The sequence below is a fragment of the Clostridium homopropionicum DSM 5847 genome, assembly GCF_001263795.1.
Lineage (GTDB): Bacteria > Bacillota > Clostridia > Clostridiales > Clostridiaceae > Clostridium_H > Clostridium_H homopropionicum.
The window spans coordinates 156,145-180,303 of sequence record NZ_LHUR01000012.1; the positions used below are offsets into that span (position 1 = coordinate 156,145).

General features: G+C 34.2%; 21 protein-coding genes and 1 other annotated feature. Of the genes, 5 read left to right on the forward strand and 16 right to left on the reverse strand.

Annotated features, from left to right (window positions below):
* Window position 1 precedes the first annotated feature (1 nt).
* The 4 genes from CLHOM_RS04200 to CLHOM_RS04215 all read right to left on the reverse strand — a co-directional run bounded on the left by CLHOM_RS04200 (window position 2) and on the right by CLHOM_RS04215 (window position 3,893).
* On the reverse strand, window positions 2-1,063 hold the full coding sequence (locus tag CLHOM_RS04200; protein ID WP_052220438.1) for a sulfate/molybdate ABC transporter ATP-binding protein: 1,062 nt from the start codon (window positions 1,061-1,063) through the stop codon (window positions 2-4).
* A complete protein-coding gene (cysW, locus tag CLHOM_RS04205; RefSeq protein WP_052220439.1) occupies window positions 1,063-1,911 on the reverse strand; it encodes a sulfate ABC transporter permease subunit CysW in 849 nt (282 codons plus the stop codon). Before cysW ends, CLHOM_RS04200 begins: the two co-directional genes overlap by 1 nt.
* A gap of 12 nt (window positions 1,912-1,923) precedes the next feature.
* Window positions 1,924-2,775 (reverse strand): sulfate ABC transporter permease subunit CysT, encoded by an 852-nt coding sequence (gene cysT, locus CLHOM_RS04210; protein WP_052220440.1) that lies wholly within the window; start codon window positions 2,773-2,775, stop codon window positions 1,924-1,926.
* An 83-nt stretch (window positions 2,776-2,858) separates the two neighbouring features.
* Window positions 2,859-3,893, reverse strand: coding sequence for a sulfate ABC transporter substrate-binding protein (locus CLHOM_RS04215; protein ID WP_052220441.1), 1,035 nt, complete (start codon window positions 3,891-3,893; stop codon window positions 2,859-2,861).
* Window positions 3,894-4,234: 341 nt separating this feature from the next.
* On the opposite strand from CLHOM_RS04215, the gene CLHOM_RS04220 reads away from it, so the two are divergent.
* Window positions 4,235-4,699: a GreA/GreB family elongation factor gene (locus tag CLHOM_RS04220; RefSeq protein ID WP_052220442.1), complete on the forward strand. Its 465-nt coding sequence runs from the start codon at window positions 4,235-4,237 to the stop codon at window positions 4,697-4,699.
* Between the two features lie 138 nt (window positions 4,700-4,837).
* On the opposite strand, the gene CLHOM_RS04225 is transcribed toward CLHOM_RS04220, so the two are convergent.
* From CLHOM_RS04225 to CLHOM_RS04260, 8 genes are all read right to left on the reverse strand, one after another.
* A complete protein-coding gene (locus tag CLHOM_RS04225; protein ID WP_052220443.1) occupies window positions 4,838-5,512 on the reverse strand; it encodes a response regulator in 675 nt (224 codons plus the stop codon).
* Complete coding sequence (locus CLHOM_RS04230; protein WP_052220444.1) at window positions 5,484-7,112, reverse strand: ATP-binding protein; 1,629 nt, start codon at window positions 7,110-7,112, stop codon at window positions 5,484-5,486. Before CLHOM_RS04230 ends, CLHOM_RS04225 begins: the two co-directional genes overlap by 29 nt.
* Before the next feature lie 209 nt (window positions 7,113-7,321).
* Window positions 7,322-8,293 carry a 2-keto-3-deoxygluconate permease gene (locus tag CLHOM_RS04235; RefSeq protein ID WP_052220445.1) on the reverse strand — a complete coding sequence of 324 codons (972 nt, stop codon included), beginning with the start codon at window positions 8,291-8,293 and terminating at the stop codon, window positions 7,322-7,324.
* Window positions 8,294-8,351: 58 nt separating this feature from the next.
* A complete protein-coding gene (locus tag CLHOM_RS04240; RefSeq protein WP_052220446.1) occupies window positions 8,352-9,524 on the reverse strand; it encodes an NAD(P)-dependent malic enzyme in 1,173 nt (390 codons plus the stop codon).
* A gap of 308 nt (window positions 9,525-9,832) precedes the next feature.
* Window positions 9,833-10,993 (reverse strand): ArsA family ATPase, encoded by a 1,161-nt coding sequence (locus tag CLHOM_RS04245; RefSeq protein WP_052220447.1) that lies wholly within the window; start codon window positions 10,991-10,993, stop codon window positions 9,833-9,835.
* Window positions 10,994-11,011: 18 nt separating this feature from the next.
* A complete protein-coding gene (locus tag CLHOM_RS04250) occupies window positions 11,012-11,242 on the reverse strand; it encodes a hypothetical protein (RefSeq protein ID WP_052220448.1) in 231 nt (76 codons plus the stop codon).
* 17 nt (window positions 11,243-11,259) lie between these two features.
* Window positions 11,260-12,426: an ArsA family ATPase gene (locus CLHOM_RS04255; protein ID WP_052220449.1), complete on the reverse strand. Its 1,167-nt coding sequence runs from the start codon at window positions 12,424-12,426 to the stop codon at window positions 11,260-11,262.
* Window positions 12,427-12,504: 78 nt separating this feature from the next.
* Window positions 12,505-13,005, reverse strand: coding sequence for a MarR family winged helix-turn-helix transcriptional regulator (locus tag CLHOM_RS04260; RefSeq protein ID WP_052220450.1), 501 nt, complete (start codon window positions 13,003-13,005; stop codon window positions 12,505-12,507).
* 332 nt (window positions 13,006-13,337) lie between these two features.
* Window positions 13,338-13,569: a binding site (T-box leader), on the forward strand.
* A gap of 166 nt (window positions 13,570-13,735) precedes the next feature.
* On the opposite strand from CLHOM_RS04260, the gene aspS reads away from it, so the two are divergent.
* The 4 genes from aspS (at window position 13,736) to gatB (ending at window position 18,718) form a co-directional block, all read left to right on the forward strand.
* The gene (gene aspS / locus CLHOM_RS04265; protein ID WP_052220451.1) at window positions 13,736-15,481 is read left to right on the forward strand and encodes an aspartate--tRNA ligase; all 1,746 of its coding nucleotides are present in this window, start codon (window positions 13,736-13,738) and stop codon (window positions 15,479-15,481) included.
* A 71-nt stretch (window positions 15,482-15,552) separates the two neighbouring features.
* Complete coding sequence (gene gatC / locus CLHOM_RS04270) at window positions 15,553-15,846, forward strand: Asp-tRNA(Asn)/Glu-tRNA(Gln) amidotransferase subunit GatC (protein ID WP_052220452.1); 294 nt, start codon at window positions 15,553-15,555, stop codon at window positions 15,844-15,846.
* Window positions 15,843-17,312, forward strand: coding sequence for an Asp-tRNA(Asn)/Glu-tRNA(Gln) amidotransferase subunit GatA (gene gatA / locus CLHOM_RS04275; protein ID WP_052220453.1), 1,470 nt, complete (start codon window positions 15,843-15,845; stop codon window positions 17,310-17,312). Before gatC ends, gatA begins: the two co-directional genes overlap by 4 nt.
* Window positions 17,297-18,718: an Asp-tRNA(Asn)/Glu-tRNA(Gln) amidotransferase subunit GatB gene (gene gatB, locus CLHOM_RS04280; protein ID WP_052220454.1), complete on the forward strand. Its 1,422-nt coding sequence runs from the start codon at window positions 17,297-17,299 to the stop codon at window positions 18,716-18,718. Before gatA ends, gatB begins: the two co-directional genes overlap by 16 nt.
* A gap of 134 nt (window positions 18,719-18,852) precedes the next feature.
* Here the strand turns inward: gatB and CLHOM_RS04285 are convergent, their stop codons facing one another.
* The 4 genes from CLHOM_RS04285 to CLHOM_RS04300 form a co-directional block, all read right to left on the reverse strand.
* Window positions 18,853-19,908, reverse strand: a complete 1,056-nt coding sequence (locus tag CLHOM_RS04285) for an ABC transporter ATP-binding protein (protein ID WP_052220455.1) — start codon at window positions 19,906-19,908, stop codon at window positions 18,853-18,855.
* A gap of 2 nt (window positions 19,909-19,910) precedes the next feature.
* Window positions 19,911-21,491: an ABC transporter permease gene (locus CLHOM_RS04290; protein WP_052220456.1), complete on the reverse strand. Its 1,581-nt coding sequence runs from the start codon at window positions 21,489-21,491 to the stop codon at window positions 19,911-19,913.
* Between the two features lie 13 nt (window positions 21,492-21,504).
* Window positions 21,505-22,548 carry an extracellular solute-binding protein gene (locus tag CLHOM_RS04295; RefSeq protein ID WP_052220457.1) on the reverse strand — a complete coding sequence of 348 codons (1,044 nt, stop codon included), beginning with the start codon at window positions 22,546-22,548 and terminating at the stop codon, window positions 21,505-21,507.
* A gap of 460 nt (window positions 22,549-23,008) precedes the next feature.
* Window positions 23,009-24,151 (reverse strand): acyl-CoA dehydrogenase, encoded by a 1,143-nt coding sequence (locus CLHOM_RS04300; RefSeq protein WP_052220458.1) that lies wholly within the window; start codon window positions 24,149-24,151, stop codon window positions 23,009-23,011.
* Between the last annotated feature and the right edge of the window lie 8 nt (window positions 24,152-24,159).

Sequence of the window (24,159 nt, forward strand, 5' to 3'; positions counted from 1 at the left end):
ACTAGATAAATACTGAGTTGTTATCTTCCAGAGCAGGATTTTCAAGTAAATAGGCATTCTTATCATCAAATACGTACAGTCGATAGATTAGAACATTTACTCTTTCACCAACTTTAACAATTTTATCTTCAAGAGATCTAGTTACGGTTAAGACTATGCCCTTTACATTTACTTTCACTTCTAAGTAGCTTCCTCTAAAAGATATTTTTTCAATAACTCCTTCTTCAGCTGCACTCATATATTGTTTTAATTCATTCATCTTAGTAATACTGATAAATTCAGGACGAATAACAGCTTTTTTGATATTGTGCAATTGACCAAAGTCTTTGAGTTTGTGATAGTCCTCAATAACTGTAGACTCCCCTATAAACTGAGCAACAAAAGGTGTGGATGGATTTTTGTATATTTCTAAAGGAGAACCCTTCTGCTCAATAGTTCCATGATTAGTAATAATTATTTCATCTGCAACTTCAATTGCCTCATCTTGATCATGTGTAACAAATATACTGGTAACACCAACTTTATTAATCATATCCTTAAGCCAACTTCTTAGTTCTTGTCTAACCTTTGCATCAATAGCGGCAAATGGCTCATCTAGCAATAAAAGTTGCGGATTTGGTGCAATAGCTCTAGCAAATGCAACCCTTTGCCTTTGTCCTCCTGAAAGCTGGCTTGGATATCTATTTTCTAGCCCTTCTAATCCAACTAGTTTAATAAGCTCTAAGACTCTTTCTTTTATCTCTTTTTTGTTTTTCTTTTGAACATTAAGTCCAAATGCTACATTATCAAACACATTCATGTACCTAAATAATGCATAGTTTTGAAATACAAATCCAATTCCTCTTTTGCTCGGAGGAACGTCATTTACACGGACACCATCTATATAAATATCTCCTGAATCCGGATACTCAAGACCGGCAATCATACGAAGAATTGTTGTTTTTCCGCTGCCACTTGGTCCTAAAAGTCCAATTAACTTGCCTTTTTCTATTCCAAAGCTTACATCATTGGATGCTTTAAAATTTCCAAATGCCTTATTAATATTCTTTAGTTGTACATACATTAGCATTCACCAGCCTTTTTTGCCTTATGTTCTATGATATTTCTTATAATCAGTATAATCACTGCCAAAATCACTAAAATTGAAGATACTGCAAAAGCATCTGTTAGCTTGAATTCGTTATAAAGTATTTCAACGTGAAGAGGAAGTGTATTGGTCTTTCCTCTTAAGTGTCCAGAAAGAACAGATACTGCACCAAACTCACCCATTGCTCTCGCTGTACATAATACGACTCCATAAAGCAATGCCCACTTAATATGAGGTAAAGTAATCTTTGTAAATATTTTAAAACCATTAGCTCCCATTAGAGCTGCTGCTTCTTCTTCATCTTTTCCTTGTGCATTAAGAACAGGTATTATTTCTCTTGATACAAAAGGGAAAGTAACGAAAATGGTAGCTAAAATTATTCCAGGAACAGCAAAAACTATTTTGATATCATTAGCCTGTAAAAAATCATAGGCCCATCCGATTCTTCCAAAGGTCAAAATAAATATTAAACCAGCAATAACAGGAGATATTGCAAAAGGAATATCTATCAAAGTAGTTAATAGTTGCTTACCACGAAATTGAAATTTTGTAACCGTCCAAGCAGCACATAATCCAAAAATAGTATTTATCACAACTGCTGATAAGGTAGCTATTACTGTAAGCTGCAGCGCCTTAAATGTATACTCATCCTTAACAGCCTTTATATATGTTCCAATTCCATTCTGTAATGCATATGTGATTACAGCAACCATTGGTACTACTAGCATAATAAGAATAAATACAATGCTTATGGCAATTAATATGGCTTTTGTAGTATTAAATTTTTTACTTGTCTGTCCATTCCTATAATTTAATTTACTCATATGAACCTCCTATTAATTGCTTGTAATCTTATTTGCATATGCTTGTATCATATTGATTAATAGCAATATAATAAATGATGCTATCAACATAACAAGTGCAATTGCTGTTGCATCTGTATATTTATATTGCTCTAGTTTTGTCATAATAAGGAGCGGTGCAATCTGAGTTTCATATGGAATATTCCCTGCAATGAATACTACACTTCCATATTCACCTATACCTCTAGCAAGTGCTAATCCAAAACCCGTAAGCATAGCTGGAAATATCTCAGGAAATATGACTTTAAAAAACGTACGTCTTCCACTTGCACCAAGCATAGCGGCTGCCTCTTCATATTGTCCATCCAATTTTTCCAATACAGGCTGTATAGCCCGTACTACGAATGGAATCCCTATAAATACCATGGCAATTATGATTCCTAGTTTGGTATAAGCAATTTTTATCCCAGCTTTTGCAAATATACTCCCAATCCATCCTTTGTCTGAATACAGCGCTGTTAGTGCAATACCGGCAACCGCTGTAGGCAGTGCAAAGGGAAGTTCAATCAAGCCATCTAAAATTCTTTTTCCAGGAAACTCATATCGTACTAGCACCCAAGCTAAGATAATTCCAAATATACAATTGATTAATGCAGCTATAAAAGCAGATGAAAAGCTTACTTTATATGCTGAAACAACATCTTTTACAGTCACTATCTGCCAAAGTTCATGAAGGCTAAGCCCTGAAGAAAGTATTACTATGGATGCCATTGGAATTAGTACAATTAAACTTAATAAAGTCAACGTTGTTCCTATGGATATTCCAAAACCAGGAATTACCCTTTTACCCTTATTTTTTTTATTTTTAACTTTATTATTCCGCATTGAAACAATTCCCTTCCGCTTATTATTCAATAGGGATACAAAAGATAAAGCTTCGTATCCCTAAATGTTTCCCTTAGTTACTGTTACTTTGATTTATCTTTGTATATCTGATCAAATACTGCTCCATCTTGGAAAAAATCCTTAGTGGCTTTATCCCATCCACCAAAGTCGTCAATGGTTACCATCTTAATATTTAAATTAAAAATATTTGAATATTTCTGTAGGATTTCCTTATTTGAAGGTCTATAATAGTTATCTCCAGCAATCTTTTGTCCTACGTCAGAATATAAATACTCAAGATAAGCTTTAGCTACCTCCTCAGTGCCTCTTTTCTTAGCAGTTTTATCTACTACAGCTACTGATGGTTCCGCTAAGATGCTAATGCTTGGAGTAATAATTTCATATTGATCCTTATGTTCTCTTACAGATAGATAAGCTTCATTTTCCCATGCAATCAAAACATCCCCCTGACCATTTTCTACAAAGGTTGTTGTTGCAGCTCTTGCTCCGGAGTCAAGAATTGATACATTCTTATATAAATCACTTACAAATTGTTTAGTTTTTTCTTTGTCTCCATTAAACTTCTTATCTGCATAAGCCCAAGCAGCAAGGAAGTTCCAGCGAGCTCCCCCAGAAGTTTTTGGATTTGGTGTAATTATATTAACACCTTTCTTAACTAGGTCATCCCAATCTTTGATATTCTTTGGATTTCCTTTACGAACTAAAAATACAATAGTAGAAGTATAAGGTGAGCTATTTTTATTGAACTCCTTAATCCATCCATTATCTATTAAACCAGCCTTTTCAATTGCAGTAATATCCTGTGCAAGTGCAAGAGTTACAACATCTGCTTCATTTCCTTCAATTACAGAACGTGCTTGCTTTCCTGAGCCACCATGTGATTGGATGATATTAACATCCTGCCCTGCTTTGTCCTTCCAATATTTCACAAACTCTTTATTATATGATTCATATAATTCTCTTGTTGGGTCATAAGATACATTTGTAATTTCTACTTTGTTATTACTGGATACACTCTTACTTTTCCCACAACCTGTTACTACCCCTACTGTTAAAACAAATATCAATCCTAATGCCATTAACTTATTTTTGTTCATGATTAGCCCCTCCAATTAAATTTTATTTTTTAAGATTTATGTATTTTGAGTATAAAAAAAGATTTTAAAGGAAACTTAATATGCCATTTAAAACCTCTAATTGTCTACTTTTCTGTAAGTTTTCACTTCCTACTAATATCATATTATTAATTGAATTATCTATTTAATACTATTTCGATAGGAATAATAATGTATAGTTTGTATTATATTCGCTTTATCATACAAAGTCAATATGTTTTGTGTACTTTATAGTAATAGTTTTGCTTCAATAAAATATAGTAATGATGATAAGATAGTTATATAATATTAATAATTATGTATTTATGCGGAGGTTAAGTTTTATGAATAATATACTAACAGAGGAGAATATTAAAAAATTAAGAGAAGAGTTAGAATATAGAATGACTGTGAAAAGAGCTGAAATAGCAAAAGAAAAATTAATTGCTGCTGCTCATGGTGATAGATCAGAAAATGCGGAATACAAGGAAGCTTGTGCAAACTATAGGGAAAATGATAATAGAATTCAATATTTATTAACTATGATTTCCACAGCAACTGTAATAGATGATAAAGATGTAGATAAATCTGCATTAGGAATTAACAGCAAAGCTAGAATTAAATTTATAGAGGACGAAGATGAAGTGATTGTAACATTAGTAACTACTATGGACAAAGATCCAGAAAATATGCATATAAGTATAGAATCAGATTTAGGGAAAGCACTATTAGGTAAAAAAGTTAGAGATGTAGTTGAAGTAAATGCTCCAAGTGAAAAATACACAGTAGAAGTTTTAGAAATATTATAAGAATTAATATATATTTTAAAACAATTAGGGCTGAATAATTATTTTATTCAGTCCTATAAATTTCTATAGTTTTCAGCATCCTTTACAAGCTTGTGCCATACAGGTATAGCAACCTCCTCCCATTGGTATTTAATTTTATTAGATTTTGTGATACTTGTGTTGTGGTCTACCTACTTTTCCGTATTCCACTAATTTTTCTACTTTATTTTCTTTTTTCATATATTCAAGATATCTTCTAACTGTAACCCTTGCTATACCTAATTTTTCTGCAAGATCCTCTGCTGTAAAATCCTCATCTTTGTTTTTCTCTATTTCCTCCCAAATAGATTTATAGGTGTATTTATTAAGTCCCTTTGCAAAATCCTCTTCATTATGAGTAACATTGGGGTTAGATATTAGCTTATCTAGCTGCTTTTGTTCTATTACATCATTTCTCTTAAACTCGTAATATCTGCTCTTAAATTGAAGAAGTGCTTCTTTAAACCTCTCAAAGCTAAAGGGTTTTATAAGATAATCTACTACACCATATCTAAAGGCTTCTTGTATTCTTTCGATAGATTTATCTGCCGTAATTAGGATTACATCTATATCCACCTCTTGGCTCCTTATCCACTTTAAAAAGTCAATACCATTCTCTTTAGGAAGATATACATCAAGTAATATTAAGTCTGGTTTCTTAACTGTAATAAATTTTTTTGCATCCTCAAGGTTAGAAACTGCTTTATACAAAATAAATCCTTCAACCCTTTTTAAAAACTTAGAATTTATTTCTCTAACCATTGGGTCATCTTCTACTATCATTACTTGAATCAAGATTATCACTCCCTTTAATAGGTATACTTATATCCCAAATAACTCCTTCATCTACCTGTAAATTTATTGTACCATTAGACTCATCAACTATTTTCTTTACTATATACATTCCATGTCCCCGTTGTACATCCTTTGTTGAAAAGCCCTGTTCATATATTTTCTCCCTGTATTCAAGTGGAATTCCACCACCATTGTCTTTAACTATTATATTTAAAAAGTCCTCATTTTCAACTATTTTTATATATATTTGTCCAGTGCCGTCATTTTTAACTTCATCTAGAGAATTTTCAATTAAATTTCCTATAACTGAAACAAGTTCTTCAGAAGTCATATGCTCTGGTAACTTTGTAAGTTTTGAATTTTCATCTATTTTTAGTCTAACTCTGGATTCTTCAGCTTTATTATATTTCGCCAGCAATAAGGCTGCTAAGGAAGGATCCTTTATATTCTCCGTTAAAATATTACTTATATTACTTCTTACCTTTGCTACATCTGATATAAATTCTAAAGCTTCATCGTATTCCTCCAGCTGTATAAGCCCGGCGATTGTATGAAGCTTATTCATAAATTCATGGTTTTGAGCTCTTAAGGACCAAGCCATTTTTTTAACACCTGTAAGTTCTTCTGCCATCCTTGTAACCTCTGTTTTGTCCCTAAAGCTTGCAATAGCTCCAACAATCTTTCCTCTATTAATTATAGGAATTCTATTAGTCATTATTATTGTATTATTTATCTTCTGCTCTTCTCCAAATTCAGATTTCCCTGTTTCTAATACATTAATCATACGGGTACTCGGGATAATCTCTTCTATATTTTGACCTATAATTTCTTCCTTATTAACCTTATTCTCAAAATGTAATATACTTAAAGCCGAATCATTTATTAGAGTAATTCTTCCTGTATGATCAACAGCTACTAATCCTTCATGAATAGCATCAAGAATTCCCATTTTTTCATTATAAAGCTTTGTGATTTCTTCAGGTTCAAGTCCAAGCAAAGTATTCTTTATATTATTGGCTAATAAAAATGCCCCTATTATACCTACTGTTAATCCACCAAGAGCAATTAATACTATATATAAAATAGCCGTATGTTTAGCTTTTTCAATGCTGTGGGTTAATGTACCTACAGATACAAAACCTATCTCCCTCTTATTTTCTGAATCGTATATTGGAGCAAAAGCTCTCAAGGATTTCCCAAGAGTTCCTGTAGCCTCTGAAATATATGTTTCACCCTTTTTAGCTGCTCTATATTCGTCTCCACCAGCAAATTTTTTCCCTATCATCTCAGGATTTGGATGGGAATATCTTATTCCTTCACTATCAGCTACTATTATATATTCTATTTGCTGTAAATTCTTAAGCTGCATGCTAACATAAGGTCCTATCTTTCTATTTGGATCCTTAGTCTCCAGTGCCTCTACTATATCTCTAGAATGTGCAATCATTTCAGCTACATTCATAATGTTAGTTCTAGCCTTACTTTCAATATTTCCAGTCATCCATGAGGCGACAAAAGAACTGATTATAGATATTGAAACAAAAACCACTATTATAACTAATAAAGTTAGCTTCGTTTGCAGCTTCATTGTTTTTTTCATATTTATCACCTTAACCTTAACATATGCAAATTAAATTTCATAATTTAAAAGTAAAAAACACGGAATCTAGAAGACTTTAACTACAGATAGAAGGATTAATATAGGAATGGATATTTCAATCCTATTATATAGCACTTCTTTCATTATTGTCTTCCATTTTTCCGTGTTTAATTAACATCTACCTATAAAATTTTAATAATCTCTTTCTATTATGCAGCAGCATCATTATTTAGTTTTTTCATTTTATTGTTTCTTAAAATTTTAAATGCATAAGTAACAATAAATGGGCAAATGATTGCAGATACTACGCATGCGGCTGCAACTTGTGCAGTGGCTATTGTTGCTATAGCAGCTAAAGTTGGGTCTGCTGCTGCAACAGCCGCTGGTGTTGCTACAGCATTTCCTGCTGTTGAACCAGTTGCTAGTCCAATAATAGGCTCTTCTTTAAATAATTTTAGAAGTACATAAGCTCCTATTCCAGTGAAGGCAGCTATTATTCCCAGTAATATTCCAGGACCTCCAGCTTTTATAATAGTCTCAAGATTCATTCCTGCACCTAATGGGAAGGAGAAGAAGGGTATTAATAATAACTTACTGCTTCCAAGGAATTTTCTCATGTCAGCATCAATATTTCCTAAAATCATTCCTATTACTATAGGAATTAATACTGCAATAAGTGCCTTAAAAGGAATTTGTGCAAGTCCTGAGGCACCTAATGCAACTAATGTGAAGAATGGACCATCTTTTATTGATAATAGTGCATAAGCACCTACATCAGTTTCATCACCATATTGTGATGCCAGAGATGCATATAATCCACCATTACAGTTTGTCAAGGCTGCAAGGATAGCTAATGGTGATAGACCTAATACTCCAGCAGCTCCAAATACTTTTCCTACAAATATACCAATACCAGCACCTACAATAAATTTACCTGTTATTAATAGTGCACCTTTTTTTAATGCTTTTGGTGCTAATTTAAAGTGAATTTGTGAACCTATTAAAAACATAAAACAAGCTAAAATTGTTGATGATGCCTTTGAATCAAATAATGCCGTTGTAAAACCACCGATTTTCAAAAATTGTGGGAAGAAGGTATTAACTAATACTCCTAAAAATAGTGGAACAACCATCATACCTCCTGGTATTTTATCAAGTGTTTTCTTAATTGGAATTTGCATTTTTATCCCTCCATTTATTTTTCTTTAAATTCTTTATATAATTCAGCAAACATAATTCTTATATTCTTGCTGCTCCTGATTTTATAGCAGCTTTTGCTATGGCATGTGCAACCTCTTTAGCTACATTTTTGTCTAATGCGCTAGGTAATACATTGTTTTCATTTAGTTCTTCTTTTTTTACATAGTTAGCTATTGCATAGGCTGCAGCAATCTTCATTTCTTCATTGATTTCTTTTGCTCTAACATCTAATGCTCCTCTGAATATTCCTGGAAATGCAAGTACATTATTAACTTGGTTAGGGAAATCTGATCTTCCTGTTCCAATTACTTTAGCTCCTGCAATCTTTGCTTCATCAGGCATTATTTCAGGTGTTGGATTTGCCATTGCAAATAGTATAGAATCTTTATTCATGGATCTTACCATGTCTTGACTTACTATTCCTGGTGCTGAAACTCCTATAAATACATCTGCACCTACTAATGCATCAGCTAAAGTTCCCTTAAGGTTATCTGGATTAGTTTCTTCTGCAAGTGCCTTCTTAGCATCATCTACATTTTCTATTCCTCTGTAAAGAATGCCAACTTTATCGCATGCAATTAGATTCTTTACCCCAGAAGAAAGTAGTAGTTTAGCTATAGCTGTTCCAGCAGCCCCTGCACCATTTACAACAACCTTTATATCTTCTATTTTTTTATTAACTACTTTTAAAGCATTTATTACTCCTGCAAGAACAACTATTGCAGTTCCATGTTGATCATCATGAAATACAGGTATATCAAGTTCTTTCTTTAATCTTTCCTCAACTTCAAAACATCTTGGAGCTCCAATATCTTCTAGATTTATTCCACCAAAACCTGGAGCTATAAGCTTCACAGTTTTTACTATTTCATCAACATTCTTTGTATCTAAACATATTGGAAATGCATCAACATCAGCAAACTCTTTAAATAAGATTGCTTTCCCTTCCATAACTGGCAATCCAGCCTTAGGTCCTATATCTCCTAAGCCTAATACTGCTGTTCCATCTGTCACTACTGCAACTATATTTCCCTTAGAAGTATACTTGTACACATTCTCTTGATTCTCATGAATCTTTCTACATGGCTCTGCAACTCCAGGAGTATAAGCTAAACTTAAATCTTCTCTTGTTGTAATTTCTACCTTAGATTTTATTTCTATCTTTCCAACATTTTTTTCATGTAATTTTAAGCTTTCTTCAAAATAATTCATTTTCATATCTCCCCTCTAAATTTATCTATAATTTCTTGTAATCGTTTGCTGTGAGTAAATAATAGCATCAATTTTTTATCATTAAAATATTTTAAACTTTAAAAACATATTTTGGTCATAAAGAACACTTTGTTATTTATTTGACAAGGTCTATGTTGCTTTCTAATTAGCTTCAATCCTAAATACCTAAATAGAATAATAAAACCTCCGATTGTGTTATAAAGTGTATATTTCAACAATCGGAGGTTTATTATATATGTACTTTTATATCTCAGTAATGAAATTAATTGAATAATATCTTTTCATTTTTATATAAAATGAATGTTTAGTTTACCTTCAGTATACTTTGCATCTATTATCTCTTTAGATTGAAGTTTTGTTGGTAATATAAAACTTCTTCTCTCATTCTTGATTGATATGGTTATTTCATCACCTTTTTGTGAAAGACTTAATTCTCTTTTATCAACAAAAGGCATGTTTATTGCAAGATTATATCCTTTTTCTCTTTTTTCAATAGTAAATATTTTATCCTGAAAAAGAACGTTTTCCGGGTTAACTTCTCCATAAATTATTTCTCCAACTTTTTGAAGGGTTTTATATTTTCTTAGTTCATCAGTCATTAATTCTAATTTAAAAACAGGGATTCCTTTAAAACTGTCATTTATATCATTAATACTCTCTTTTTGAATATTTCTCCACCCTTCAAAATATCCCCTTAGAGATTCTTCTGGGAAAATCTTATTTATAATTATTCCGTCAACATTATAATCAAATAGGTGAAGGTAAGCAAAGCTTCGTTTTGCTTCTTTAACTACTATTTTCTCTGGAGTAGTGACTATTCTTATGCTAACTGTATCTTTATTTAGCATTAAACGATGAAGTTCATCAATTTTGGAATATAATTTTTCAATATCATTAAAGGTATCATCTGTTGGCACAGGTATTTTCATAGTAGCTTCAACTATTGGTTTTACAAGTTTCGCTCCTTTTCTTTTAATAGGAAAGATTTTTTCCATCCACCATTTAAATAGATCTGGAAATTTAAGTAATGACATAGTTTCTCCTGTAGGGGCACAATCTACTATTAAAACATCATATTTTCCCTCATCGTATATATCCTTAATTTTAATTAAAGCTAATAATTCTTCAAAGCCCGGAAATACTAATAATTCTTCAGTTTCTATACTTTTATCAGATTTTAATGTCATGAGCTTTTCAATATAACTCTTTATATTCACCCAAGCATTTTCATTCTCTAAAACTGAATCTATTTCCATAGCATAAAGATTATTAACTATTTCTAAAGGATCATTAGATAGTTTCATATTAAATGAATCTCCTAAACTATGGGCCTGATCTGTACTTACAACTAATACTCTTTTACCATCATTAGCTATCTTACAAGCCGTTGCAGCCGCAACACTAGTTTTGCCAACTCCACCTTTTCCTGTATATAAAATTATTCTCATATCTTTCCCTCCAATTTATTAAGAAAAATCTATATCAACTTTTTTAGTTGTTTTTGGGGTTGTATTCTTACTTGTTTTCTCTTCTAAATTTTCTTTCATAATTTCAAATACAACGTCCTTTATTAAGTTTAATGTTTCTCTTTCTAAGTCATCCACTCTTTTTCTAAGGTCACTAGGCAATATTTCCTTTATAGCTCGGTATTTATATTTCTCTGCCTTTATCATGTTCTTAACAAACTCTTTATTCATTAAAAATACCTTCTCCCTTATTCAAAATAAATACTTAATACATCATCATTTAACTTTGCAGAGGCTATTGAATATTTTCTAATTATATTAGGAATTGGAATATTCCTTTTAAAGTTTCCTATTTTCACGATAATGTCTGTTCCAGATTCAAAAAGGTCAAAGTCTTTTTTATTAGTAAAAGGTAAATAAACATTTAGACGATATCCTTTCTCCGTTTTTTCAAAAATTTCATTTACTGTTGCTTTTAAGATCTTGAATATATTTTCGTCATGCAATGAATCTCTTATAATTCTCTCTAAACCGGCAACTCCATTTATATCTACTTCGTACCATTTTACTTTATAAATTGGAATATTAGAAAATACTGAGTTTATCTCATCTAAATAGTTTCTTTGTATCTGTTTCCACTGATCAAAAAATCTATTATTTATTTCTTCCGGTATTATTCTGTTAATATATAGCCCATCAACATTAAAATTATATAGATTTAAATACATGTAACTTCTCTTAGTTTCTTCCACCACCATTTTTTCTGGAATAGTAACAAGCCTTATACTGCAAATCTCCCTATCCTTCAACAAGCTTTGCAACTTCCCGAGCTTAACATATAACTTTTCAATATCACTAAGTGCCCTTTCATCAGGCATATCTAATTTAAAAGCTACCTTTGTAATAGGCCTTAATACCTTAATAGCTACCTTCCCAATAGGAAATAACTTTTCCATATACCATGAAAAAATTTCTGGAAACTTTAATAAAGAAAGAGTTTCCCCAGTAGGAGCACAATCTACTATTATAAGGTCATAAATGTTTTGATCATACAATTCTTTTATCTTCAGCAATGAAAATAGTTCTTCAATACCCGGAAATACAACTATATCCTCCATTACTTCTCCATCTTTTTCATTTTCTATGGGAAGCATTTTCTTAAAAGCTTCTGAAATACTTCCATAATGTTTACTCATTTCATAATTCGAATCAATTTCCAATGCCCAAAGATTGTTCAATATTTCCACAGGCTCTTCTTTTATTTCCTTCATAAATAAATCACTTAAGTTATGAGCCATATCCGTGCTTACTATTAAAGTCTTAATACCATCCTTTGCTGCTTTAACTGCATGTGCCGCTGCAGTAGTTGTTTTTCCTACTCCGCCTTTACCTGTAAAAATTATTATTCTCCCCATAATATACCTCCTATAATTCTTTTATGGAATAATTCTTTTATCGAAGTATTTTGTTAAAAAAATAACCTAAAAACTAGGCTATTCTATAATTATTCTCTTAACCTTCTTAATTGATTTATTTTCTTCCATTACATTATCTTTTCTCTTAATCAATACGGAAACAAATTTGTTAAATATATTTATCGCAGCAATCTTTTCTTCATCAGTTAATGCTTTATATACCTCTTTAAAGAAGTATTCAATAATCTTTTTTTCCTTTTCAATGAATTCATTAGCCTTTCTAGTTATAATAATATTTACTACCCTTCTATCGTTATCATCTCTTTTTCTTTCCACCATCAACTTATTTTCCAGTCTACCAACAATCCCAGTAGTTGTGTTTAATGGAGCACCTATATATTCTGAAATTTGGGTCATATTTGCACTTTTGTTCCTATAGAGAAATAAAAGTACCCATAGTTCATTCTTGGAAAAATCTAAAAAAATACTACTCCATTGATCTAGATTAAGCAAGTATCTTATCTTATCAATATACTCAAAAATAATGGATTCAAAATCCAATCCTTTATTAGGTTCCATAAAAATCTCCTTAAAATAGTTCTTTTCTCGAAGTATATTTTAATTCTACGCCAGAAGTATTTTCTTGTCAATATGCAATATTAAAGCAGGCATATGTATGAAACTTTAACATATCTAATAGCCTAACTATTGAAGTTTCTATTATTTCTCACATCACTTCCAATTTTACTAGATCCAACACTTTACAGACTTGATAAATAAAAATGAATATATAATTATAAGGAAGTCAATAATAAATCTAAATTTATGTGAAAACTATCTTTTAGAAAAAGAGAATAATAATTACTATAATTAATAAATTGACAAGATATGATTATTTGTATATAATATTTTGAAAAGCAATGACGAAGAGAAGTAACATAAATTATCGTTCACAGTGAGCGGGGGGCAGTGAAAACCCTGCAAAATGAATTTATGCGAATAACACTTTACCAGCTGCAATCTGAACATCTTTTGATTAGTAGGTGAGCCGTAAGCCAAGCGTCAATTGGCAACACTAGAGTGACTGCATTTGACAGTAAATCAGGTGGTACCGCGGACATTTAACAGTTGTTCGTCCTGAAATTTTTTATTTCCGGACGGGCAACTTTTTTTTATTCGATAAATGAGACGGTTAAACATGCTACAATGTTTTGTTGATCAATAAAGCGATATATAAAAATCTTGCGAAACAAGTTTTGTGCTCATCCGAAATGAGATTAATTTAAAAAGAAGAAAAGGAGAGAAAAAAATGTCACAAATGTATCGAAGCAAAACTTTAAATCAAATTTCCGAAAGTGATATCGGATTACAACTTAAGATAGCCGGATGGGTAGAAAATATTCGTGACCATGGCGGTGTATCCTTCATCGACCTACGTGATATGTACGGTGTAGTGCAGGTTGTATTAAGAAATACTGACCTTTTAAATGGAATAAAAAAAGAAGAATGTTTATCTATCGAAGGTGTTATTGAACAACGTGATGAAGAAACCTATAACCCTAATATTCCATCAGGAACCATCGAACTTGAAGCACATAAAATCACCATACTTGGAAAAGTTTACAGAGATTTACCTTTTGAAATAGCTACTTCAAAGGAAATCCGTGAAGATGTACGTTTAAAATACCGTTATTTAGATTTGAGAAACCGTAAAGTTAAAGATAACATACTGTTCCGTTCGGAGGTTATCAGCTTCTTAAGACAAAAGATGAGCAATATGGGATTTATAGAAATTCAGACTCCTATTCTAAGTGCATCTTCTCCTGAAGGAGCACGTGATTACATAGTTCCGTCAAGAAAATATAAAGGCAAATTTTATGCATTACCACAGGCTCCACAACAGTATAAACAGCTGCTTATGGTGTCAGGTATTGATAAGTATTTCCAAATAGCACCATGTTTCCGTGATGAAGATTCCCGTGCTGACCGTTCTCCGGGTGAATTCTATCAATTGGACTTTGAGATGAGCTTTGCCACTCAAGAGGATGTATTCCGTACAGGAGAAGAAGTGTTAACAGATGCATTCAAGAAATTTGCTCCAGAAGGATATTCAATTACTGAGGCGCCTTATCCTATTATCAGCTACAAGCAGGCAATGCTTGAGTTTGGTACTGATAAGCCTGATCTTCGTAACCCACTACGTATTATAGATGTTACTGATTTCTTCCAGAAATGCTCCTTCAAACCCTTCCATAATAAGACGGTAAGAGCTTTAAAGGTTCATGCAGAGCTATCTAAGGGCTTCCATGAAAAGCTGCTTGCCTTTGCACAATCTATAGGAATGGGAGGACTTGGATACCTTGAAGTAAAAGAAGATTTGTCCTATAAGGGACCTATTGATAAATTCATTCCAGATGAAATGAAGAAACAGCTGCTTGATTTAGCTGGTCTAGAATCAGGTGATGTTATATTCTTCATCGCAGATACAGAAGAGCTTGCAAACAAATACGCAGGACAGATTCGTAATGAGCTTGGCGCACGTCTTGATATCTGCGAAAAGAATGCATACCGTTTCTGTTATGTGAATGATTTTCCAATGTACGAAGTTGATGAAAACACTGGTAAAATCGGATTTACCCATAATCCATTCTCTATGCCTCAAGGCGGTTTAGAAGCACTAACTACTAAAGATCCGCTTGATATTCTTGCATATCAATACGATATAGTATGTAACGGTGTTGAACTTTCCTCTGGTGCTGTGAGAAACCACGACTTAGATATTATGGTTAAGGCCTTTGAAATAGCTGGCTATGACGAAGAAACCTTAAAAGAGAAATTCGGTTCATTATATAATGCATTCCAATTTGGAGCTCCACCTCATGCAGGTATGGCACCAGGAGTTGATCGTATGATTATGCTGCTTAAAAATGAAGAAAACATTCGTGAAGTTATCGCCTTCCCAATGAGCAGCAACGCACAGGATCTTATGTGCGGTGCACCAAATGAAGTAACAGAGCAGCAGCTACGTGAAGTTCACATTAAAATGAGAAAATAACAAAGTATCTAATTCAGCCATAATCTTATCAGCTTATGGCTGAATCGGTAATTATAGAAAGGAGATTAAAAATGGCAGTAACTAAAGTAGAAATTGAAAAGCTTGCTAAGCTTGCTAGACTGCGCTTTTCCGATGAAGAACTAGGAAAGTTTGCAGGAGAGTTTGATGAAATTATTGCATTTGCTGATACCATTAACCAGTCTGTTGAAGGCGGAACGGATGAAATCCGAAGTGTAGGTTCTCAGCTCATTTCCTTTGAAGAACTTCGCGAGGATGAAGTAATTCCGTCTCTTCCTAATGAAAAAATTGTTTCTAATGTAGAAGATAAAGATGGATTTTTCAGCGTTAGGAGGAGTAAAAAATGAGAGAAATAATTTCTGAATTATCAGTTAAACTTCATAGCGGTGAAATTTCTTCTGTTGAACTTACAAAGGAATATATAAAGGCTATTGAAAAATCAAACCCAAGGATAAATGCCTATGTGCATACAACCTTTGAATATGCACTAGAAGGTGCTGAAATTGCCGATAAGATGTTAAAGCAAGGCACTGCTTCTGCCTTATGCGGTATTCCTATGGCATTAAAAGACAATATCTGTACTGATGGTCTTCTAACAACCTGCTGCTCTAAAATACTGGATGGCTTCAAGCCATATTATGATGCAGCAGTATGGGAAAAATTAAAAGCTCAGGGTGCTGTACTTCTTGGAAAGGCTAACATGGATGAGTTCGCCATGGGAAGTACTTCTGAATCAAGCTGCTACGGAGCACCTTTAAATCCGAGAAATATAGAACACGTGACTGGAGGTTCTTCCGGTGGTTCAGCTGCAGCAGTGTGTGCAAATATGGCAGCTTACGCCCTTGGTTCAGATACCGGTGGTTCTGTTCGTCAGCCTGCTTCCTTCTGCGGTATTGTAGGACTTAAGCCAACCTATGGTGCAGTTTCCCGTTACGGACTAATTGCTTACGGAAGCTCTTTGGACCAGATTGGACCTCTTACCTACAGCGTAAAGGATGCTGCAGTGGTATTTGATGCAATTAAAGGCGTTGATATACGTGATCAGACAAGTAAAACATATGATTATGGCAACATATTAGAATGCCTAAACCAAGATGTTAAAGGAAAGAAAATAGGTGTTGCTGAAGAATTCTTTGAAGGTATCGACCCAGATATGAAAACTCAGATTTATGAAGGAATCAAACTGTTTGAAAAGAATGGTGCTGAAATAGTAAATATAAAGCTGCCAGTGCTTAAACTAGCACTTCCAGTTTACTATATAATCGCCTGTGCAGAAGCATCTTCTAATCTTGGAAGATATGATGGTATTCGTTACGGTTACCGTGCAGATTCTTACGACAGTATTGATGATATGATTTTCAAAACTAGAAGCGAAGGTTTCGGAGACGAAGTAAAACGCCGTATCATGCTTGGAACATATGTTTTATCCAGCGGCTATTATGATGCATATTATAAGAAAGCTATTGTAATCCGTGAAGAAATTAACCGAGAATTTAATGATATATTTGAAAAATGTGATGTGTTAATAGCACCTACTGCACCACATACTGCATTTCCGCTTAATTTCCGAGGCGCAAGCCCTGTTGAAATGTACCTTTCTGATATCTGTACTGTACCGATTAATATTGCAGGTATCCCATCCATCTCCGTTCCATGCGGAAAGGATGCTAAAGGTCTTCCAATTGGAATGCAGATTATAGGTAAGAAATTTGATGAGGCAACCATCTTAAATATGGCTTATTTCTATGAACAAAATTCCGAAGATAAGGTCGGTATTTATGAAGGAGGGGTCAGAATATGGGATATGAAATAGTCTGTGGTATCGAAACTCATATTGAGCTGGCAACTAATACAAAGATTTTCTGCAACTGTACCACTGCATTCGGAGGAGATCCTAATACTCATTGTTGTCCAGTGTGCACCGGCCAGCCTGGTTCTCTGCCGATTTTAAATAAAAAAGTAGTTGAGTATGCTGTAAGAGCAGGTCTTGCAGTACATTGCAAGATTAATAATATTTCCCATATGGACAGAAAAAATTACGTTTATCCGGATTTGCCAAAGGCATATCAAATTTCCCAGTACGACGAGCCTATTTGTGAACACGGCTACATCGAACTGGACAGTGGAAAACGAATTGGTATCACTCGTATCCATATAGAAGAGGATGCAGGTAAGCTGGTTCATGAAAATGGATACACATATGTTGATTACAACCGTGGTGGAGTTCCACTGATTGAAATTGTATCTGAGCCAGATATCTCTTCTCCAGAAGAAGCAAAAGAGTACGCAGAAAAGCTTCAGCTAATTATGCGTTATGTAGGAATTTCTGACTGCAAAATGCAGGAAGGCTCAATGCGCTGCGACGTTAACGTATCCTTACGTGAAGCAGGTGCAAAAGAATTTGGAACTAGAACCGAGACAAAGAATATTAACTCATTGAACTTCATACAAAAGGCAATGTATGCCGAAATTGAAAGACAAACTGATATTTTGGAGGCAGGTGGTACCATCATTCAGGAAACCATGCGTTACGATGATGTATCAGATTCCGTATCGCCAATGCGTGAAAAGGAAAACTCTGATGACTACCGTTATTTCCCTGATCCAGATATTATACGTTTTGAAATTCCTCAGGAAAAAGTAGATGAAATTCAGAATTCTCTTCCAGAGCTACCTTTTGATAAGTTAAGAAGATATATAGATGAGCTTCAGCTACCAGAAGGAACTGCAAAACAACTCTTCAAATACAGACGTATTACAGAATTCTTTGAAGAGGCATTGACAGAGGGTGCAAGTATTAAAAATGCTTCTAACCTTATTACTGGTACTATTTACGCAAGCATGAGTACAGAGGAAGACAAAGAACTGTTCAAGGTTCTCATTTCTGCAAAACAGTTTGCATCACTAGTAAAACTATTGGACGAAAAGAAAATCAACGTTAAGATGGCTCAAAGCACCCTACAGCAAATGCTAGAAAGCGGCAAGTCTCCAGAGGAATTCATCAAAGCAGAAGATATGGAAGGTATTTCTGATGCTGACTTAACAAAATTATGTCAGGAGGCAATTGATGCTAATCCTAAGGCTGTTGAGGATGTTAAAGCTGGTAAGGACAAAGCAATCAACTCCATGTTCGGTTACATCATGAAGCAAACTAAAGGAAAGGCTGATGTTAAGAAAGCAGAAGCCATTATACGAGAATTAATTAGTAAGATTTCTTAATGAAAACAAATGTTTTTGATGTTTATATTATTAGAATACTATTTTGAAGAGAGTCTGTTTTGAAGCAGACTCTCTTCAAATTCTTTTTTGCATAGGTATCTTATCCTAACAGCATGAGTACTTGAAACATATCACTAGTATGGAAATACATGATATTTGCCTTGAATATAAATATCAAATCTTATTTCCTTATTCAATCTTACCTTTACTCTTCCCGGTAATATCCCATGAAGCATAAGCTTCTTATTGGTGCTGCAGTCTACAGAAATCATTACATTGTAATGCGTACCGACATAATTAAAATCTTGAATAGTCCCGGTTATCTTTCCTTCCTCATTTATAATTATATTTTCTGGTCTCACTAGTATTTTTACAGGTGTTCCTTTCGCATAAGGTATCTTATGCTTGGGTTGGATCACTCCGAATTCGCAGCGTATCAGACTTCCGCTTTCAACGATGCCATCCAGAAAGTTCGTTTTACCTATAAATTCTGCTACAAACATATTTGTGGGTTTGTTGTATATTTCATAGGGCGTTGCAACTTGTTCTATTCTTCCCTCCTGGAGTATTGCTACTCTTTGTGAAATTGAAAGTGCCTCTACTTTGTCATGAGTAACTAAAACAACCGTTGTCCCTATTTTCCGTAGGATTTGCTGGATCTCCTGGCGTACAGTCTCTCTTATTTCCGTGTCTAGATTGCTAAAAGGCTCATCAAGTAAAAGAATATGCGGTTGTCTAATTAGTGCTCTTGCAATTGCAACACGCTGCTGTTGCCCCCCAGATAATTGATGTGGATACTTATCTTTAATATCATAAATTTGCATAAGTTTCAGCATCTCATTTATCCTTTTCACATATTCTTCTTCATTTTTGATTGCAAAAGCGATGTTAGCCCAAGCTGTCATGTTGGGAAAAAGTACATAATCCTGGAATACTATACTTATATTTCTTCTTTCAGGCGGTACCCATATACTCTCACTTGATATCACATTTCCATTAAGCAATATTTCTCCTTCATCATGAGCCTCAAAACCAGATATTATCCGCAATAGAGTTGTTTTGCCGCATCCACTCTTGCCTAGCAAAGTCAGAAACTCTCCCTTTTCCACACTTAGGTCAAGTCCTTTTATTGTGTAGTTAGACGCATTTGGATATTTTTTTGAAAGCTTTCTTATCTCAAGACTTACCATAACTATCCCCCCTTCTCTTTCTTTGTTAAGAAGTATAACGGTAAGAGCGATACAATTACAATTAGAAGACCTGAAGGGGCTGCTTGGGTATAAAATCCATCACTGGCTTGAACCCATATTCTTACTGCCAAAGTATCAAATCCGGCAGGCCTCAACATAAGTGTAACAGGTAATTCCTTCATGGAACTTACCAGCACAAGTGCACCTCCAGATAAGACTCCAGGCAGAATTGAAGGAAGAATCACCCTGAACAATACACTGCCAAACCTTTTACCAAGACTATAGGCAGTTTCATCTATGATTGGCGATATCAGTGACATTGAGGCCTCAGCAGACTGTAGACTTCGAGAAAAATACCTTAATGCAAGCCCAAAAATCAATATCAGCTGACTTCCGACAAGCCAGTTAAAATATCTGTTGACTACAAAAACCATTCCAAGAGCCAGTAACGTTCCAGGAATAATCAACCCCAAGTGACACATATTATTCATAAGAGTTGTAATCTTTGATGGATGTCTAAATTTAAAATATGCTATAGGAACTGAAAACAGCATTGTTATTGCAGCTGCTCCAATGCTAACATACAAGCTGTTCATAATATAACCTGCCATCTTTACTGTAACTGCCCCTGCCAATATGCCTTTGATACTCCATAGGATAAGTGTTGATAACGGCAAGATGATTGAAAAAAACATTACTACCACAGCAAATATCATGCATAGGATCTTATATTTCTCAAGCTTTATAGCCTTAGGGGGCCTGTTCGACTTTGGATTAATAAAAAACGCTCTATTTTTCTGAATTTGATTCTTTATCAGTAAGACTATAAGTCCCAATCCTATTGTCAATATACTGAGTATGGCTGCACCTGAGCGATCCAGTTTCCCAATCATTTGGAAATACACGCTGCTTGTGAAGGTTGTATATCTTAACATGGCTACTGCACCAAAATCAGATATGATATAAAAGAAGACAATAATATTTCCAGATATCACAGCAGGCATTATGAGCGGAAGTGTGATATGCCGGAATATAGAAGAGTAGGACGCTCCACACGAACGTCCGGCTTCTTCATAATTTGCACTTATTTTGCGCAGCGCTGCTGATACAATCAGAAAAACATAAGGAAACGTGAACATTGACATTACAAAGGTAACAGCCCAGAAGGAGTAAATATCGATCACACTGCTACCAAGCAAAGAGAACAAAACACCTCGTTTACCAAAAATGATAATATACGTTAACGCTCCAATATATGGAGGAATAGCAAGAGGAAGCGTTAATGCCACTTTTAAAAACTTTCTGCACGACAGGTCAGTACATTCCACCAAGTATGCCAAGCTTACCCCTATTACTGTTGTAAATGCAGCAACCGCACCTGCCAGACTCAGAGTGTCCCATAAAATAAGCGGAATACGCGTCGCAAACAAGACCTTCCATTTCTCCAATGGAGCAGAAGCTGCCCTTATTACAATATATAAGATTGGCGATGCCATAATAAGGGCGATTATTGCGTTTATTATAAAAAGAACTGTCCTTGGAGGCTTTGCATTCCAAATCTTTAACCAGATACGATTGCCCATCACACTCCCCCTCCTAATCAGAATATCCTGCTTTTTCCATCAACTCGGTAGTCTCCTCCCACAATGGTCCAATTTCACTTAAGGAAGTATTGGCGATTTTGGCAGTTTCGTACTCTACTCCCTCAAGATTGTTTATGATCGGTGTCTCATCATTCATCTTCTGCTGCTCAGCTTTCAATAGAAATTCAACAAAAAGCAGTGCGTTTTTGGGATGTTTTGCATGCTTGGTTATAGCGACTCCAGAAATATTCACAAAAGTTCCAATTTCATCTTTGCCCTGATCGGGAAATATTTGGGCAATGTGATTTAGCCCTTCTTCTGTAAGCTGAATCTTATAATGATAGTTGTTGACAAGCCCGAATTTTACTTCCCCGCTTCCAACAGCTCTGCGCACGTCAGTATGACTTTGAAGTATTAGCGGCTCATTTGCCATGATGCCCTTTAAGAGCTCAAGAGTTTTCTCAGGTCCGATAATGGCTCTAAGTGAAGTAAAATAAGAAACCATCGATTCGTTTCCTGCCCTATCCATTGCAAATTGGCCCTTGTATTTAGGATCCACTAAATCAAAAATGGATTTTGGCATATTTTCATAGGTCATTTGATCCGTATTGTACAAAAAAACACGGTGCCTTATAGTAAGTGCGGTCCAGGTCCTATCCTTGCCTTGATAGTTTGAAGAAATCTGTTCTAATACATCTGACTCGATAGGTGTCAGCATATTCTCAAGTCTCAGATATTCAAGAATACCTGCATCATTGGCCCAAAACACATCTGCTTGCGTATTTTCTTTCTCTTCAACAATTCTGTGTGCGTACTCCGTAGCTTTACCCGATATTAGGTTCACCTTTATTCCAGTTTCTTTCTCAAATTTTTCCACAAAGGGCAGTGCAAACTTTTCCTGTCTGCCGCTGTATATTGTAAGTTCCTTCGCTTCTTCCTTGACTTCCCCAATGTCGCTGCCATCTATCTTTGAAGATGTGCAGCCTGTCATAAGAGCAGCGAGTATGAACATGATACTAATCAAAAATACCAGGTATCTATTCTTTGTAACAATCATATTTCCACCTCCAAGAAAGTTGTTCAATATAATATATACATACTTGTCCACCTTTGTGATACTGATTATGAATAAAACTTCTTATAAATAATGTGTTATAAAAAAGTATCTATTGCAAAACACAAATCAGAACTATATCTATACATTAAAAAGCTTTTCATTTGTAGTGTAGGAAAGAAAGAAAAACTTTAATAGTGACCGGTGGAATTGCAATTATTCTAATTGAATTTTTTCTGAGAATAATTACAAAAGATATGAATTTAACTTATATCGCTATAACAAAAGTATGAATAAATGCTGATGAAACAATAGTTATTGACACGCAAAAAAAGCCACATAAAATGCGACTTTTAAATAATCGTGGATTTAATTGGTGGAGGCGAAACCTAATCCGTTAAAAACAAATGTTCAGGAAATCATCTCCCTGAACATCCGTTTTTTATTAAATTTTAGTTATCTATTATTTAACACCCATCCATCCAGAAATTACCATCATTTGAACTTCTGATGTTCCTTCATAAATTTCTGTTATTTTTGCATCACGCATCATTCTTTCAATTGGATAATCACTTATAAATCCATAGCCACCAAATAATTGTAAACAACGTCTTGTTACATCACTGGCATTGTTAGCAGCAACTAATTTTGCCATAGAAGCTAAATGTGAAAATTTTTCATGATTATCCATTGCACATGCAGCTTGATATACTAGAAGTTTTGCAGCTTCTGTATTCGCTCTCATTTTAGCAAGTTCAAATTGTGTATTTTGGAATTTTGAAAGAGAACGTCCAAATTGAACACGTTCATTAACATATTTTACAGTTTCATCTATCGCACCTTCTGCAATACCAAGAGCTTGTGCAGCAACACCAATACGGCCTCCATCAAGAGTTGCCATTGCAATGTTAAATCCTTTACCTTCTTCTCCTAAAAGATTTTCCTTTGGAACTTTGCAATTATCAAAGACTAATTCACATGTAGCAGATGCTCGGATTCCCATCTTTAATTCATGAGTTCCAATAGAAAAACCTGGGAAATCTTTTTCAACGATAAACGCTGACATACCTTTTGTTCCTTTACTCTTATCTGTCAATGCAAAAATAATATATATGTCTGCATATCCTGCATTAGTAATAAAGATCTTGCTGCCATTTAATACATAATGGTCTCCTTCTAATACAGCTGTTGTCTTTGCCATAGAAGCATCAGTTCCAGCAGAAGGTTCTGTTAATGCAAATGCACCTAACTTTTCACCTGAAGCAAGTGGTTTTAAATATTTCTCTTTTTGTTCATCTGTACCATATGTGTAAATTGGTGTTGCGCAAAGACTTGTATGCACTGAAACAATAATACCTGTTGATGCACAACATTTAGATAATTCTTCTACACATTGTACATAACTTAATGTATCCATTCCAGCTCCGCCAAATTCTTCAGGGAATGGAATTCCAAGTAAGCCCATTTCAGCCATTTTGGCTACATTTTCTTCTGGGAAGCGCATACTTTCATCAATTTCTTTTGCAATTGGCTTTACTTCATTTTCTGCAAAATCACGATACATTTCTTGTAATTGTTGATGATTTTCATCTTGTTTAAAATTCATGTGAATTT

Bases quoted from the DNA above. Each gene is read 5' to 3' on its own strand.
- aspS (WP_052220451.1), top strand. From the start codon at position 13,736: ATGTCACAAATGTATCGAAGCAAAACTTTAAATCAAATTTCCGAAAGT.
- CLHOM_RS04255 (WP_052220449.1), bottom strand. From the start codon at position 12,426: ATGGGGAGAATAATAATTTTTACAGGTAAAGGCGGAGTAGGAAAAACA.
- CLHOM_RS04290 (WP_052220456.1), bottom strand. From the start codon at position 21,491: ATGGGCAATCGTATCTGGTTAAAGATTTGGAATGCAAAGCCTCCAAGG.
- CLHOM_RS04200 (WP_052220438.1), bottom strand. From the start codon at position 1,063: ATGTATGTACAACTAAAGAATATTAATAAGGCATTTGGAAATTTTAAA.
- CLHOM_RS04230 (WP_052220444.1), bottom strand. From the start codon at position 7,112: ATGAAAAAAACAATGAAGCTGCAAACGAAGCTAACTTTATTAGTTATA.
- CLHOM_RS04220 (WP_052220442.1), top strand. From the start codon at position 4,235: ATGAATAATATACTAACAGAGGAGAATATTAAAAAATTAAGAGAAGAG.
- gatC (WP_052220452.1), top strand. From the start codon at position 15,553: ATGGCAGTAACTAAAGTAGAAATTGAAAAGCTTGCTAAGCTTGCTAGA.
- cysW (WP_052220439.1), bottom strand. From the start codon at position 1,911: ATGAGTAAATTAAATTATAGGAATGGACAGACAAGTAAAAAATTTAAT.
- gatB (WP_052220454.1), top strand. From the start codon at position 17,297: ATGGGATATGAAATAGTCTGTGGTATCGAAACTCATATTGAGCTGGCA.
- gatA (WP_052220453.1), top strand. From the start codon at position 15,843: ATGAGAGAAATAATTTCTGAATTATCAGTTAAACTTCATAGCGGTGAA.
- CLHOM_RS04235 (WP_052220445.1), bottom strand. From the start codon at position 8,293: ATGCAAATTCCAATTAAGAAAACACTTGATAAAATACCAGGAGGTATG.
- CLHOM_RS04245 (WP_052220447.1), bottom strand. From the start codon at position 10,993: ATGAGAATAATTTTATATACAGGAAAAGGTGGAGTTGGCAAAACTAGT.
- CLHOM_RS04300 (WP_052220458.1), bottom strand. From the start codon at position 24,151: ATGAATTTTAAACAAGATGAAAATCATCAACAATTACAAGAAATGTAT.
- CLHOM_RS04295 (WP_052220457.1), bottom strand. From the start codon at position 22,548: ATGATTGTTACAAAGAATAGATACCTGGTATTTTTGATTAGTATCATG.
- CLHOM_RS04260 (WP_052220450.1), bottom strand. From the start codon at position 13,005: ATGGAACCTAATAAAGGATTGGATTTTGAATCCATTATTTTTGAGTAT.
- cysT (WP_052220440.1), bottom strand. From the start codon at position 2,775: ATGCGGAATAATAAAGTTAAAAATAAAAAAAATAAGGGTAAAAGGGTA.
- CLHOM_RS04240 (WP_052220446.1), bottom strand. From the start codon at position 9,524: ATGAATTATTTTGAAGAAAGCTTAAAATTACATGAAAAAAATGTTGGA.
- CLHOM_RS04250 (WP_052220448.1), bottom strand. From the start codon at position 11,242: ATGAATAAAGAGTTTGTTAAGAACATGATAAAGGCAGAGAAATATAAA.
- CLHOM_RS04215 (WP_052220441.1), bottom strand. From the start codon at position 3,893: ATGAACAAAAATAAGTTAATGGCATTAGGATTGATATTTGTTTTAACA.
- CLHOM_RS04285 (WP_052220455.1), bottom strand. From the start codon at position 19,908: ATGGTAAGTCTTGAGATAAGAAAGCTTTCAAAAAAATATCCAAATGCG.